The sequence below is a fragment of the Pseudomonas sp. GW821-FHT02B10 genome (genome assembly GCF_059421865.1).
In genome coordinates this window covers 464,195-479,309 of record NZ_JBWKVU010000001.1, presented here as the reverse complement: position 1 = coordinate 479,309, position 15,115 = coordinate 464,195, and the positions used below count along the sequence as shown (strand labels likewise).

The 15,115-nt window shown below is 59.8% G+C and carries 11 protein-coding genes; all 11 read right to left on the bottom strand.

Features of this window, described 5'->3' with window-relative positions; translation table 11 throughout:
* Nucleotides 1-267: 267 nt before the first annotated feature.
* The 11 genes from tilS to rseP all read right to left on the bottom strand — a co-directional run bounded on the left by tilS (nt 268) and on the right by rseP (nt 15,063).
* Nucleotides 268-1,596, bottom strand: coding sequence for a tRNA lysidine(34) synthetase TilS (gene tilS / locus AC07VU_RS02130; RefSeq protein WP_457275735.1), 1,329 nt, complete (start codon nt 1,594-1,596; stop codon nt 268-270).
* A gap of 119 nt (nt 1,597-1,715) precedes the next feature.
* Nucleotides 1,716-2,663 carry an acetyl-CoA carboxylase carboxyltransferase subunit alpha gene (locus AC07VU_RS02125; RefSeq protein ID WP_016705313.1) on the bottom strand — a complete coding sequence of 316 codons (948 nt, stop codon included), beginning with the start codon at nt 2,661-2,663 and terminating at the stop codon, nt 1,716-1,718.
* A gap of 140 nt (nt 2,664-2,803) precedes the next feature.
* Nucleotides 2,804-6,328, bottom strand: a complete 3,525-nt coding sequence (dnaE, locus tag AC07VU_RS02120) for a DNA polymerase III subunit alpha (protein WP_101336966.1) — start codon at nt 6,326-6,328, stop codon at nt 2,804-2,806.
* Between the two features lie 212 nt (nt 6,329-6,540).
* Nucleotides 6,541-7,173: a ribonuclease HII gene (gene rnhB, locus AC07VU_RS02115; protein ID WP_007924054.1), complete on the bottom strand. Its 633-nt coding sequence runs from the start codon at nt 7,171-7,173 to the stop codon at nt 6,541-6,543.
* Nucleotides 7,174-7,184: 11 nt separating this feature from the next.
* Nucleotides 7,185-8,315, bottom strand: coding sequence for a lipid-A-disaccharide synthase (lpxB, locus tag AC07VU_RS02110; protein WP_422121722.1), 1,131 nt, complete (start codon nt 8,313-8,315; stop codon nt 7,185-7,187).
* A 2-nt stretch (nt 8,316-8,317) separates the two neighbouring features.
* Nucleotides 8,318-9,094, bottom strand: coding sequence for an acyl-ACP--UDP-N-acetylglucosamine O-acyltransferase (lpxA, locus tag AC07VU_RS02105; protein ID WP_007924057.1), 777 nt, complete (start codon nt 9,092-9,094; stop codon nt 8,318-8,320).
* Nucleotides 9,091-9,531, bottom strand: coding sequence for a 3-hydroxyacyl-ACP dehydratase FabZ (gene fabZ / locus AC07VU_RS02100; protein ID WP_007924058.1), 441 nt, complete (start codon nt 9,529-9,531; stop codon nt 9,091-9,093). Before fabZ ends, lpxA begins: the two co-directional genes overlap by 4 nt.
* Nucleotides 9,532-9,640: 109 nt before the next feature.
* Entirely contained in the window at nt 9,641-10,696 is a 1,056-nt protein-coding gene (gene lpxD / locus AC07VU_RS02095; protein WP_277587971.1) for a UDP-3-O-(3-hydroxymyristoyl)glucosamine N-acyltransferase, read from the bottom strand.
* 3 nt (nt 10,697-10,699) lie between these two features.
* Complete coding sequence (locus AC07VU_RS02090; protein WP_007924063.1) at nt 10,700-11,203, bottom strand: OmpH/Skp family outer membrane protein; 504 nt, start codon at nt 11,201-11,203, stop codon at nt 10,700-10,702.
* Nucleotides 11,204-11,248: 45 nt separating this feature from the next.
* Nucleotides 11,249-13,636, bottom strand: a complete 2,388-nt coding sequence (gene bamA, locus AC07VU_RS02085) for an outer membrane protein assembly factor BamA (RefSeq protein ID WP_274305656.1) — start codon at nt 13,634-13,636, stop codon at nt 11,249-11,251.
* A 74-nt stretch (nt 13,637-13,710) separates the two neighbouring features.
* Nucleotides 13,711-15,063 (bottom strand): sigma E protease regulator RseP, encoded by a 1,353-nt coding sequence (gene rseP / locus AC07VU_RS02080; RefSeq protein ID WP_277587970.1) that lies wholly within the window; start codon nt 15,061-15,063, stop codon nt 13,711-13,713.
* Nucleotides 15,064-15,115 lie beyond the last annotated feature (52 nt).

The following is a 15,115-nucleotide window of genomic DNA, read 5'->3' as shown; positions in this document are numbered from 1 at the left end:
CCTAGAAGTCTGCGTTAAAGCGGTCCGAGCCGCCGGGGAAAGCGAAGGAAGGCCGAAGCCCCCGATCACCTGCATTAATCACAGTGCACCTTTCAAAAAAACCGCCGCGTTGGGACAGACCGGAAGAGAAAACACCGGTACGTTGCTCGCTACACATTTTTTGGAATCGCCCAGCAAAGACTGCTTGGTAATCGGCAACTCCTGCAATTCAGGCGAATCCACAGAAGTTGTATCAAGAAGGGAGCGTAGTCTACCGGAAAGGGACTTTCAGCTCAAACCTTGATCGCTCGAAGGCGGCTGCCAATGCAATTGCCAACCTTCATGGGCATTTGCGTCAAGACCTGGCAGGTTCGCCACCGCGAGCAATTCTTCGCCTCGATACAGCAGCGGCAATCTGCCACGGACGAAGGCCGGCAGACCTGCCTCGTTGAGCAGACGCTTGAGGTCGCGGTGGCCGCGTCCTGGCAGTTGCATCACCTCGCCCCCCTGACGGTAACGCACTTGCAAAGGCCCTTGCGGCGCGCTACCGATGAATTGCAACCGACCATTACCCGGCAACGGCAGAGGCGCAGCGGTATCGACCCAACTCGGTGCAGACAGTACGGGTTGCAGCCAGCTATCCGACAACCACCAGACGCGCCCTGCCGCCCGCTGCAACTCGCCCTGCCCCAGCCGCCATACCGGACGGCTGTCGCCCGCGGCATCGCGCAGCGTCTGCCAGCCCACCCAGTGATCGCTGTCCGGCAGCGGCGTGAACCGGCTCAGCCAGTGACTCAGGGCATTGCGCTGGCGTGCCTGCGACAAGCCGAGCAAAGGCGCCAGCGCCAGGGACGGTAATCCCAGCCACTCGAACTCGGCGCCCTTGGCCGCCTCTTGCAGATCGATAATGGCCAGCTCATCCAGCAACTCCCGCGCCTCGCGCAAATGCGCCGCGCTGCGCGCCATGCTGCTGGCAGCTTGTGGCCAGCGGGCGGTCAGCAATGGGAATACCTGATGGCGCAGGTAATTGCGGGAGAACTGCCGGTCCTGGTTGGAGGGGTCGTCGATCCAGTGCAACTGGTGATCCCGAGCGTAACGCTCCAGTTCGTCGCGGGAGACGTCGAGCAAAGGCCGCAACAAATGCCCCAGCCCCAACGCACGCGACGCCGGCATGGCCGACAGCCCCCTGATTCCGGCTCCGCGCAGCAGACGGAATAACAGGGTTTCCGCCTGATCGTCGCAGTGCTGGGCCGTCAGCAGCAACTCATTGCTGCCGGTTACTGCCTCGAACACGGCATAACGCGCTTCTCGCGCCGCGCGCTCGAGGCTGGCTCCTGGTTGCACCTGCACCGCTACCACCTGTAACGGCACAGCCAAAGCCTCGCACTGGGCCCGGCAATGCTCCGGCCAGGCGTCAGCCGCAGCCTGAAGGCCGTGATGGACGTGTATGGCGGTCAAAGGGGGAAGTCTGTGTCGCTGCTTGAGTTGGGCAAGCAGGTGCAGCAGGACGGTGGAATCGAGGCCACCAGAGAATGCGATGCGCCAGGCCGATCGATCCAGCCAGGGCAGGAGGCGTTGCAGCAGTTTTTGCGTGAGGGCTGTATCGAATGGGCTCATGAATGGAGCGGATCCTGAGTAGAGACCGAGCGTGCTCGCAGTGCCTGAAAAGCCTCGACCTGAATGGCCGAGGCGCCCATTTCGCGAGCAAGCCCGCCCCTACAAGGAGCGTCGATCTATCAGAGACCGTAGCTCATCAGGCGATCGTAACGACGCGCCAGCAGGGTGTCGTTATCCATCTTCTTGAGCATCGCCAGCTGGGAAGTCAGCTCGGCGCGGATCAGCGCGGCAGCGGCAGCCGGATCACGGTGCGCGCCACCCAGCGGCTCGCTGATGACCTTATCGACAATGCCCAGGCCTTTCAGGCGCTCGGCGGTGATGCCCATGGCTTCGGCGGCATCCGGTGCTTTCTCGGCGGTTTTCCACAGGATCGAGGCGCAACCTTCCGGCGAAATTACCGCGTAAGTGGAGTACTGCAGCATATTCAGCTGATCGCAGACACCAATGGCCAGCGCACCGCCAGAACCACCTTCACCGATCACAGTGGCGATGATCGGGGTCTTCAGGCGCGCCATGACCCGCAGGTTCCAGGCAATGGCCTCGCTCTGGTTGCGCTCTTCGGCGTCGATGCCCGGGTAGGCGCCCGGGGTGTCGATGAAGGTCAGGATCGGCATCTTGAAGCGCTCGGCCATTTCCATCAGGCGGCAGGCCTTGCGATAGCCTTCAGGGCGCGGCATACCGAAGTTGCGACGGACCTTCTCGCGTACTTCACGGCCTTTCTGGTGACCGATGATCATGACCGGCTGGTCGTCCAGACGGGCAACGCCGCCGACGATCGCGGCGTCGTCGGAGAAGTGACGATCGCCATGCAGTTCGTCGAACTCGGTGAAGATGTGCTCGATGTAGTCCAGGGTGTACGGACGACGCGGGTGACGCGCCAGGCGTGCGATCTGCCAGCTGGTCAGCTTGCCGAAGATGTCCTCGGTCAGTGTGCTGCTCTTGTCTTGCAGGCGGGAGATCTCATCGCCGATATTCAGCGAATTGTCATTACCGACCAAGCGCAACTCTTCGATCTTGGCTTGCAGGTCGGCGATCGGCTGTTCGAAATCAAGAAAATTCGGGTTCATAGGCGTCCGTCTTGGGTCGACGTCCAAGAAAGCTTGGGCCGGCCGGTTGTCTATTCGCGCCCTACCTTAAGGGAGAGGCGCGTTCAGGTCGAGATTAAAAATTCGGGTCGAGATCGGCGCACTTTTATGGCGCCAGACCGTCAACGGTATTGGAGGAAGACGTTGTCTCGCCCGAACTGGTCACGCAGGGCTTGAATCAAGGCATCCGCCGGATCGATCCGCCAGGCTTCGCCGAACTGCAGCAAGGCCTTGGCGTCCTCCTTGGTGTACTCCATGGAGATCGGGCAAGCGCCGCGATGGCGTTTGCACAACTCCCCCAGCCAGCGTAGCTGATCGCCCTTGAGGGCTTCGGTGTGCACCTTCAGGCGCAGGCTTTCCGCCAAATTGGTACGCGCATCTTCCATGCTCATCACCCGCTTGACCCGCAGGCGCAGGCCGCCGGAGAAGTCGTCGTTGCTGACTTCGCCCTCGACCACCACCATCGCGTCGGTCTGCAGCAGGGACTGGGCCGAATGGAAGGCCTCGGCGAACAGCGAAGCCTCGATCCGCCCCGAACGATCGTCAAGGGTAATGAACCCCATCTTGTCGCCCTTCTTGTTCTTCATGACCCGCAGGGCAATGATCATGCCCGCGACGGTCTGGGTATCGCGCGCCGGCTTCAGGTCGACGATGCGCTGGCGGGCGAAACGGCGGATCTCACCTTCGTATTCGTCGATCGGGTGCCCGGTCAGGTACAGGCCGAGGGTATCTTTCTCCCCTTTCAGGCGCTCCTTGAGGGTCAGTTCCTTGGCCTTGCGATGATTGGCGTAGACATCCGCATCTTCTTCGACGAAGACCCCGCCGAACAGGTCGGCGTGGCCACTGTCAGCGGTACGCGCGGTCTGCTCGGCCGCCTTGACCGCTTCCTCCAGGGCCGACAACAGCACCGCGCGATTGCGGTCGATGTTGGCCTGGTAAGCCTTGATTTCGTCGTGGAAGTAAGGCCCCAGGCGGTCCAGGGCACCACTGCGGATCAAGGCATCGAGGGTACGTTTGTTGATGCGCTTGAGGTCGACCCGGCTGCAGAAGTCGAACAGGTCCTTGAACGGGCCACCTTCGGCACGGGCCTCGACGATCGCCTCCACCGGCCCCTCGCCCACGCCCTTGATCGCTCCCAGGCCATAGACGATGCGGCCGTCGTTATTAACGGTGAACTTGAAGTCGGAACTGTTCACATCCGGAGCATCGAGGCGCAGCTTCATGCTGCGCACTTCTTCGATCAGCACCACCACCTTGTCGGTGTTGTGCATATCCGCGGACAGTACCGCGGCCATGAAAGGCGCCGGGTGATGCGTCTTGAGCCATGCAGTCTGGTAGGACACCAGGCCGTAGGCGGCCGAGTGGGACTTGTTGAAACCGTAGCCGGCGAACTTTTCCACCAGGTCGAAGATGTTGCCCGCCAGGTCGGCATCGATATTGTTGTTGGCGCAACCTTCGATGAAGCCGCCGCGTTGCTTGGCCATCTCCTCGGGTTTTTTCTTACCCATGGCACGACGCAGCATGTCGGCCCCGCCAAGGGTGTAGCCCGCCATCACCTGGGCAATCTGCATCACCTGTTCCTGATACAGAATGATGCCGTAGGTCGGCGCCAGTACCGGCCGCAGGCCCTCGTACTGGTAATCCGGATGCGGATAGGCCAGCTCGGCGCGACCGTGCTTACGGTTGATGAAGTCGTCCACCATGCCCGACTGCAACGGACCAGGACGGAACAGCGCTACCAGTGCGATCAGGTCTTCCAGACAGTCGGGCTTGAGCTTTTTGATCAGCTCTTTCATGCCTCGGGATTCGAGCTGGAACACCGCAGTGGTCTCGGCCTTCTGCAACAGCTCGTAAGTCTTCTTGTCGTCCAGCGGGATGAAGTCGATGTTGACGTCGGGCAGGTTCTTTTTGACCTGCTCGCGGTTGATGGTCTCCATCGCCCACTTGATGATGGTCAGGGTCCGCAGGCCGAGGAAGTCGAACTTCACCAGGCCGGCGGCCTCGACGTCGTCCTTGTCGAACTGGGTCACCAGGCCGTCGCCGGCTTCGTCGCAATAGATCGGCGAGAAGTCGGTCAGCTTGGTCGGGGCGATAACCACACCACCGGCGTGCTTGCCGACGTTACGCACCACGCCCTCGAGCTTGCGCGCCATTTCCCAGATTTCCGCCGCTTCTTCATCGACCTTGATGAAGTCACGCAGGATTTCTTCCTGCTCGTAGGCTTTTTCCAGGGTCATGCCGACTTCGAAGGGAATCATCTTCGACAGACGGTCAGCCAGGCCGTAAGACTTGCCCTGCACCCGCGCCACGTCACGCACCACCGCCTTGGCGGCCATGGAACCGAAGGTGATGATCTGGCTTACCGCGTTGCGGCCGTATTTCTCGGCCACGTAGTCGATGACCCGGTCACGACCGTCCATGCAGAAGTCGACGTCGAAGTCGGGCATGGAAACCCGTTCCGGGTTGAGGAAACGTTCGAACAGCAGGTCGTAGGCCAGCGGGTCGAGGTCGGTGATCTTCTGCACGTAGGCCACCAGGGAGCCGGCACCCGACCCCCGGCCTGGCCCCACCGGCACACCGTTGCTCTTGGCCCACTGGATAAAGTCCATAACGATCAGGAAGTAACCGGGGAACCCCATCTGGATGATGATATCCAGCTCGAAGTTCAGCCGGTCGACATACACCTGGCGCTTGGCTTCATAGTCTTCGGTGGTGTCCTTGGGCAGCAGCACGCTGAGGCGCTCTTCCAGCCCGTCGAACGACACCTTGCGGAAATACTCATCGATGGTCATGCCATCGGGAATCGGATAGTCAGGCAAGAAGTGCTTGCCCAGCTTCACTTCGATATTGCAGCGCTTGGCGATCTCGACCGTGTTTTCCAGGGCCTCGGGCAGGTCGCTGAACAGCTCGGCCATTTCCTCGGCGCTTTTCAGGTACTGCTGGTCGCTGTAGTTCTTCGAACGGCGCGGGTCGTCGAGGGCACGGCCTTCACCGATGCAGACCCGGGTTTCATGGGCCTCGAAGTCTTCGCGCTTGATGAACCGCACATCGTTGGTCGCCACCAGCGGCGCGCCGATCTTGTCCGCCAGGGCCACAGCTGCGTGCAACTGCTCTTCGTCGTTGGGACGGTTGGTACGCTGCACTTCCAGATAGAAACGATCCGGGAACACCGCCATCCACTCGCGCGCCAGGGTTTGCGCTTCTTGCAGATCGCCAGAGAGCAAGGCGATACCGATCTCACCCTCTTTCGCGGCCGAGAGCATGATCAGGCCTTCGGCGGCCTCGGCCACCCACTCGCGCTCGATGATGATCTGGCCATTACGCTGGCCATCGATGAAGCCGCGGGAAATCAGCTCGGTCAGGTTGCGATAGCCCACGGCATTCATCACCAGCAGGCTGATGCGGCTCAGTGGATTCTCGGGATCCTTGTTCGACAGCCACAAGTCGGCGCCACAGATCGGCTTGATCCCGGTGCCCATGGCCGCCTTGTAGAACTTGACCAGGGAACACATGTTGTTCTGGTCGGTAACCGCCACGGCGGGCATGCCCATGCCGGCCAACGTCTTGACCAGCGGTTTGATCCGCACCAGACCGTCAACCAGGGAATATTCAGTGTGCAGGCGTAGATGAACGAATGAAGCCGGCATAGTGATCCTGTAAGAAAGCGCGAAAACAACAAGGCCCGGAAATCCGGAGATTTAAAGGGGTCGAGCTCGGTAATACTGCGTTGAACAGCGGCTCAAAATGCTCATTGACTAACGTCAACTGCGCTTTATCACCACCGTTCGCCTTGTCTTACCTTCGCTCTTCACCCTCTAAAACAGCCGGATTGTACCGGGCCTTCGCTAAAACATCAGCCTCAGGACTGAATCTCGCCCACGTTCTCACGGGCTTCGTAGGCTTGGCGTACCGGCGCGAACGAACGCCGGTGAATCGGTGTCGGCCCCAGGCGGGCCAGCGCTTCCAGATGAACGGGCGTCGGATAGCCCTTGTGTCCGCCGATGCCATAACCGGGGTAGATCAGCTCGAACGCCGCCATCTCGCGATCCCGGCTGACCTTGGCCAGAATCGACGCCGCGGCGATCGCAGGCACCTTGCTATCACCCTGGACCACGGCTTCGGCAGGCATCGACAGTTTCGGGCAACGGTTACCGTCGATCATCGCCAGTTTCGGGGTCACACTCAGCCCTTCTACCGCGCGCTGCATGGCCAGCATGGTGGCATGCAGGATATTCAACTCGTCGATTTCCTCGACTTCGGCGCGGGCAATGCACCAGCTCAAGGCTTTCTCACAAATCTCGTCGTAGAGCTTTTCGCGACGGGCCTCGGTGAGCTTCTTCGAGTCGTTCAGGCCGAGAATCGGCCGACTCGGATCGAGGATGACTGCAGCCGTGACCACTGCGCCGCACAAGGGGCCGCGCCCTACTTCGTCGACACCGGCCACCAGGTCTTCGGCATCGGCCACCAGCGAGAAATCCAGTCCCATCTGCATCTTTTCGTTACTCATGCCGGTTTGCCAATCAGGTTCAACACCGCTTCAGCCGCCTGGTTGGAGGCATCTCGGCGCAGGGTACGATGGATCTCGTCAAACCCGCGGGTCTGCTCCTGGCCGTCTTCGATCAAGGGCGACAGGGTCTGGGCCAGGGCCTCTGCAGTGGCGTCGTCCTGCAGCAGCTCGGGAACCAGCAGGCGCTGGGCCAGCAGGTTCGGCAGGGAAATATAAGGGCTCTTGACCATACGCTTGAGAATCCAGAAGGTCAGCGGCGCCAGGCGATAGGCAACGACCATCGGGCGCTTGTACAGCAGCGCCTCAAGGGTCGCGGTGCCAGAAGCGATCAATACCGCGTCGCAAGCCGCCAGCGCCTGATGCGACTGGCCATTGAGCAGGGTCAGCGGCAGGTCGCGACCGGCCAGCAGCTCTTCCAACTGAGTGCGTCGCTCGGGGCTCGCGCAAGGCATGACGAAACGCACCCCAGGACGCAAGGCGCGCAGGCGCTGTGCCGCGTCGAGGAACAAGGCTCCCAGGCGCCCGACTTCACCGCCACGGCTGCCCGGCATCAGGGCCACCAGCGGGCCCTCGGGCAAGCCCAGCTCAGTGCGAGCCGCGGCCCGGTCAGCCTCTAGCGGAATGGCGTCAGCCAGGGAGTGCCCAACGAACCGCACCGGCACACCCTTCTCTTCATAGAATTTGGCTTCGAACGGGAATAGCGTCAGCATCAGGTCGCAACCTTCGCGGATCTTCAGCACGCGCTTTTGCCGCCACGCCCAGACCGAGGGGCTGACGTAGTGCACGGTCTTGATGCCGGCCTGACGCAACTGGAGTTCGATGTTGAGGTTGAAGTCGGGGGCATCGATACCGATAAACACGTCCGGCTTCTCGGCGATCAGGGTCTGAACCAGCTTCTTGCGCCGGGCCAGCAGTTCGCGCAAGCGCCCCAGGACTTCCACCAGCCCCATGACCGCCAGGCGCTCCATCGGGAAGTAAGAGGTCAGCCCTTCGGCCTGCATCAGCGGGCCACCGACACCGATGAATTCAACGGCGGGATGCTGGGCCTTGAGCGCGCGCATCAAACCGGCGCCAAGAATGTCGCCGGAAGCTTCGCCAGCCACCAGCGCAATACGCAGTTTGCTCATGATTAACGGGTGATGCCGCGGGTCGAAGACTGGATCGAGTCGCGAAATACCGCGACTTCGGGAAACTGTGCAGCAGCTTCTGCCAACTCGACGAGCGCCTGATCGACGGTCAAGCCTTGGCGATACACCACTTTATAGGCTCGACGCAGGGCGTGAATCGCGTCTTCGCTGAAACCACGACGACGCATGCCCTCGAAGTTCATACTGCGTGCCTCGGCCGGGTTGCCGAACACTGTGACAAAGGCCGGAACATCCTTGCCGATCGCCGTACCCATGCCGGAAAAGCTGTGGGCGCCGATATGGCAGTACTGGTGAACCAGGGTGAAACCGGACAGGATCGCCCAGTCGTCCACATGCACATGGCCGGCCAACGCCGTATTGTTGACCAGGATGCAATGGTTGCCGATCACGCTGTCGTGACCGATATGGGCGTACGCCATGACCAGGTTGTGATCGCCGAGGGTGGTCTCGGAACGATCCTGGACAGTGCCGCGATGAATGGTCACGCCTTCACGAATGACGTTGTGGTCACCAATCACCAGGCGGGTTTCCTCGCCTTTGTACTTTAGATCGGGAGTGTCTTCGCCTACCGAGGAGAACTGGTAGATACGATTGTGCTTACCGATCCGGGTCGGGCCTTTGAGAACTACATGAGGCCCGATCACCGTACCCTCGCCGATTTCCACACCGGCACCAACGATCGACCACGGGCCAACCTCAACGTCGTCGGCCAGAATGGCCGTCGGATCGATGATTGCGCGAGGGTCAATCAAACTCATAGTTTGCGTTCCGCACAGATGATTTCAGCGGAGCAGACTGGCTTGCCGTCGACCGAAGCCTGGCATTCGAATTTCCAGATCTGGCGCTTGCAGCTGATGAACTTGGCTTCCAGGATCAACTGGTCACCCGGCAGCACCGGCTGGCGGAAGCGCAGCTTGTCGGAACCGACGAAGTAATAGAGGGTGCCATCGGCCGGCTTCACGTCCAGCATCTTGAAACCAAGAATGCCCGCAGCCTGAGCCATGGCTTCGATGATCAGCACGCCCGGCATGATTGGATGCGCGGGGAAGTGACCATTGAAGAAAGGTTCGTTGATGCTGACATTCTTGTAGGCACGAATGCACTTGCCCTCAACATCCAGGTCCACTACCCGGTCCACCAACAGGAACGGGTAACGGTGAGGCAGGTATTCGCGAATCTCGTTGATGTCCATCATTTCGGGGGGAAGCCTGTAGTAAAGATTGGGAGCGTGCGACTAACGCACACTCCTCTAGCAAATCAAGGAGGCAGTCTAACGGCTGTGCACACTTGATATGGAAATGGTATCAGCCATCTGATGAAGCTTTACCGTCGGGGGTCACTTCCCCAACGCGCTTTTCCAGTTGCCGCAGGCGTCGCGCGAGATCATCGAGCTGACGGATGCGTGCCGCGCTTTTGCGCCACTCGGCAGCAGGCTGCATGGCTGTACCGGAAGAGTAGGCACCCGGCTCGGTAATCGAGTGGGTCACCATGGTCATCCCGGTCAGGAAAACGTTGTCGCAAATATCGATGTGACCAACCAGCCCGACACCGCCGGCGAGCATGCAGTGCTTGCCGATCCGGGTGCTGCCGGAAATACCGACACAGGCTGCCATGGCGGTGTGATCACCGACCTGGACGTTGTGGGCAATCTGAATCTGGTTATCCAGCTTCACGCCATTACCAATGACGGTATCGGCCAGCGCTCCGCGATCGATAGCGGTATTCACGCCGATCTCGACATCGTCGCCAATGGTGACACCGCCAATCTGCGCGATCTTCTGCCAGATGCCCTTCTCGTTGGCGAAACCGAAACCTTCGCCGCCCAGTACCGCACCAGACTGAATGACCACACGCTTGCCGATACGCACATCGTGATAAAGCGTCACGCGTGGAGCCAGCCAGCCGCCCTCGCCGATCTGGCAACGAGCACCGATAAAACAATGAGCACCGATCGTGACGCCCGCAGCAATTTGCGCGCCGCTCTCGACAACCGCAAACGCGCCAACGCTGGCCGCTGCGTCGACCACAGCATCCTCGGCAATGACCGCAGTCGGATGAATACCGGCCGGCGCCTTGGGCTTGGGATCGAACAGGTGGGAAATCCGCGCGTACGACAGGTAGGGATCGGCCACGACCAGGGCATCACCGGCATAACCTTCGGCATCCGCCGCCTTCAGCAGCACGGCGCCTGCCTGACTGTCAGCCAGATACTTACGGTATTGGGGATTTGCCAAAAAGCTCAACTGAGCTGGGCCAGCCTCCTGCAAGGTGGCTAGCCCAGTGATTTCTTTCTCTGCGGAGCCACGCAGGGTGGCTCCGAGGAACTCGGCCAGCTGGCCGAGCTTTATAGTCGCTGTCATGGGTTACTTCAGCTGATTCATGCGCTCGATAACCTGGCGAGTGATGTCGTACTGAGGTTTGACATCAATCACTGCGCCACGCTCGAACACCAGGTCAAAACCACCTTTCTTGATGACTTCTTCCACGGCGCTGTCGAGTTTCGGCTTCAGTTGCTTGAGCATTTCACGATCGGCAACGGCCTTGGCTTCGTTCAGTTCCTTGGACTGGAACTGGAAGTCACGGGCTTTCTGCTTGAATTCGAGCTCCAGGCGCTCACGCTCGCCTTGCTGCATCTTGTCGCCACCGGCAACCAGACGATCCTGAATACCCTTGGCACTGCTTTCCAGGGTTTTCAGCTTGTTCAACTGCGGGCCGAACTTCTTCTCGGCGTCCACTGCGTATTTCTTCGCAGCATCGGATTCCAGCAGTGCCATCTGATAGTTCAGCACGGCGATTTTCATGTCGGCGAAGGCCGGGCCTGCTACCAGGACAGTCGCCAGGAGAACCAATTGAGTCAACTTACGCACGATGCACTCCTACAAAATCCATTGTCGTTATCTTGGGTCGGACTCTTAGAAAGTCTGACCGAGGGAGAATTGGAACACCTGGGTTTCAGCGTTGTCAGGTTTCTTGACAGGCATTGCAAGAGCAAAGCTCAGCGGGCCCAGAGCGGTTACCCACGTCACGCCGACACCCACAGAACTGGCCAGATTGCTCAGGCTGACGTCATTACACTGTGTATCGGAACGCAAACCACTAGGGTTTCTGACCTGCTCGCATTTGGAGTCGAACACATTACCCACGTCCCAGAATACGGAGGTACGAAGAGAGCGTTGGTCCTTGACGAACGGCATCGGGAACAGCACCTCGACACCGCCCTGAATCAGCACGTTGCCACCGAATGGCAGCGGATCCTGATCGGGATCACGCGAAGTACCAGAGTTACCGGTCTCAAGCACACCACGACTCGGAGTACTGCGAGGACCCAAGGTGCTGTCCTTGAAACCACGAACCGAGTTGAAACCACCAGCATAGTAGTTTTCATAGAACGGCAAGCCGTCGGTCGAACCATAACCGTCGCCATAACCCAGCTCGGTGTGCAGGCGCATGGTGTAGGTGTCGGTCAGCGGCTGGAACAACTGGCCGCGGTAGTCGAGCTTGAAGAACGACAGGTCGCTACCTGGGGTGGTGGCTTCCAGCACCAGGCTCTGGGAATGACCACGGGTCGCCAGGACACCTTTGTTCAGGGTCGACTCGGACCAGCCTGCCGAAGCCTTGAAGTTCAGGTAGTTGTCGCCTTCGCGGTTCACGAAGTCGAAGATTTCGTCGACGGTATAGCGACCGGTCTTGATCTTGTCTTGCTGCGCGGTCAGGCCGAAGGTCAGACGCGAAGTCTCGCTGATCGGGTAGCCAACGCTGACGCCGGCACCCAGGCTGTCTACCGCATAGCTCGCCACGTCGACATCGAGGTCGTCGTAGTCAGTGGTGCGATAGAACGCGTTATAACCCAGGCTCACACCATCGGCAGTCCAGTAGGGGTCGACATAACCGAAGTTGTAACGGCTCTGGTATTCGCTGCGAGTCAGGCCGATGCTGACCTTGTTACCGGTACCCAGGAAGTTGTTCTGGGTGATCGAACCACCGAGGATCAGACCGGCGCTCTGGGCGAAACCGACGCTGGCGGTGATCGAACCGGAAGCCTGCTCTTCTACTGCGTAGTTGACGTCTACCTGGTCGTCGACACCTGGCACGGCCGGGGTTTCGACGTTGACTTCCTTGAAGAAGCCCAGACGCTCCAGACGGGTCTTGGACTGGTCGATCAGGTAAGTCGAAGCCCAGCCACCTTCCATCTGACGCATTTCGCGACGCAGCACTTCGTCCTCGGACTTGGTGTTGCCGCGGAAGTTGATGCGGTTCACATAGGCACGCTTGCCCGGATCGACCACGAACGTGATATCGACCGTGTGATCTTCGTCGTGAGGCTGCGGAACACCATTGACGTTGGCGAAGGTATAACCCTCGTTACCCAGGCGGCGGGTGATCAGCTCGGAAGTGGTGGTCATCAATTTGCGCGAGAACACCTGGCCCTTCTCGACCAGCAGCAGCGACTTGACCTGGTCTTCAGGCACTTTCAGGTCACCGCTGAGCTTCACGTCACGAACGCTGTACTTCTCGCCTTCGTTGACGTTCACAGTGATATAGACGTGTTTCTTGTCCGGGGTGATCGAAACCTGGGTCGAAGCGATATCCATGTTGATATAGCCACGGTCCAGGTAGTAGGAACGCAGGCGCTCCAGGTCACCGGAGAGTTTTTCACGCGCATACTTGTCGTCGTTCTTGAAGAACGACAGCCAGTTGGTGGTTTTGAGTTCGAACAGTTCGACCAGGTCTTCGTCCGGGAACACGGTGTTGCCCACGACGTTGATGTGCTGGATGGCAGCGACGGTGCCTTCGTTGATGTTGACCTTCAACGCTACACGGTTGCGCGGCTGCGGAACCACTTCGGTATCTACGGTGGCCGAGTAGCGGCCCTGAGCTACATATTGGCGCTGCAGTTCGTTACGAACACCTTCAAGGGTCGCACGCTGGAAGATTTCTCCTTCCGCGAGACCGGATTGCTTGAGGCCTTTCATCAAGTCTTCAGTGGAAATCGCCTTGTTGCCTTCGATTTCGATACTGGCGACGGATGGGCGCTCGACTACCGTGATGACCAGGACATTGCCATCGCGGCCCAGCTGGATATCTTGAAAGAAGCCGGTTTTGAACAGCGCACGAGTGGATTCCACCAGACGACGATCGTCCGCCTGCTCACCGACGTTCAGCGGCAAGGCCCCAAAGACGCTACCCGCGGAGACCCGCTGGAGGCCGTTGACACGGATATCGGAGATAGTGAAGGACTCGGCGTGAACTTCGGCGATCATCAATACGGAGAGAACCGCAGTTAGCAGCAGACGTTTCATGAAGTCCTTTCTTATTCCAACTGGCAATAAAGAAACTGCCGCAAAATGCGGCAGATTCGCAATTCAGCGAAGCGTTACAGACGACCCAGATCGTTGACCAGGGCAAGCAACATCACCCCGACCACCAAGCTGATACCGATCTGTATCCCCCAACCTTGCACCCGATCCGACAAGGGACGACCACGCGCCCACTCGATCAGATAAAACAACAAATGCCCCCCATCCAGTACAGGAATGGGCAGCAAGTTCAGAACCCCTAGGCTAATACTCAGATAAGCAAGGAAATTCAAGAAATCAGCAACGCCCGACTGGGCAGAAGCGCCCGCCACTTTAGCAATGGTTATCGGTCCACTCAAGTTTTTTACCGAGAGCTCGCCGAACAACATTTTCTTCAGTGAGTCGAGGGTCAGCACGCTCATGGTCCAAGTACGCCGGGCACCTTCGCCAATCGCAGCCAGCGGACCATAACTGACCTCGCGAAGCATTTCCGGCGGCCAATCGACTGCCTTCACCCCAGCCCCCAGATAACCACTGGCAACTTTCTCTTTACCGCGCGCGGCCAAGGTCACCGGGACGTCGATTTGAGCACCATCACGCTCGACGCGCAGCACAATTTTGGTATCAGGACGTACACGCACCCAGTCGACGACCTGCTGCCAATCGGTCAGCGGCTGACCATTCAGCGCCAGCAAGCGATCGCCGGTTTTCAGGCCAGCCGCCTGGGCCGGGCCTTTCGGGTCGAGCTCAGCCAGAACGGGGGCGAGCTCCGGACGCCAGGGGCGAATCCCCAGGGAACGAATAGGATCCGGCTCATCGGTCCCCTTGAGCCAATTGTCGAGCACCAGCTCGCGGGGCGAATCGGCAGTCGAACCCTGCTCGCGAACCAACAACTGCAAGGTGCCGCTTTCGCCCAGACGCCGAACCAGCTGCAGGTTGACCGCCGACCACCCCACGGTGGGTTCGCCATCGATTGCAACAATTTCCTGGCCGGAACTCAGGCCGGCCTTGGCGGCAATGCTTCCAGCCTCGACACTGCCGATGACCGGACGCACCTGCTCGGTACCGAGCATCGCCAGCCCCCAGAAGAACACCAGCGCCAGCAGGAAGTTGGCGACAGGACCGGCGGCAACGATGGCGATACGCTGGCGCACCGACTTGCGATTGAACGACTGATCAAGCTGATCGACAGGCACTTCACCTTCGCGCTCGTCGAGCATCTTCACGTAGCCGCCCAGCGGAATGGCGGCAATCACGAACTCGGTACCCTGCCGGTCATGCCAACGCAGCAGCGGCATGCCGAAGCCCACGGAGAAACGCAGAACCTTGACGCCGCAACGACGCGCCACCCAGAAGTGACCGAATTCATGGAAGGTGACCAGCACACCCAGGGCTATCAGGGTGCCGACAATCATATAGAGCGCGCTCATCTACTTTCTCCGCAATCCTATCCAGTGCCGATACGCTCAGGCTTGTCGCAAT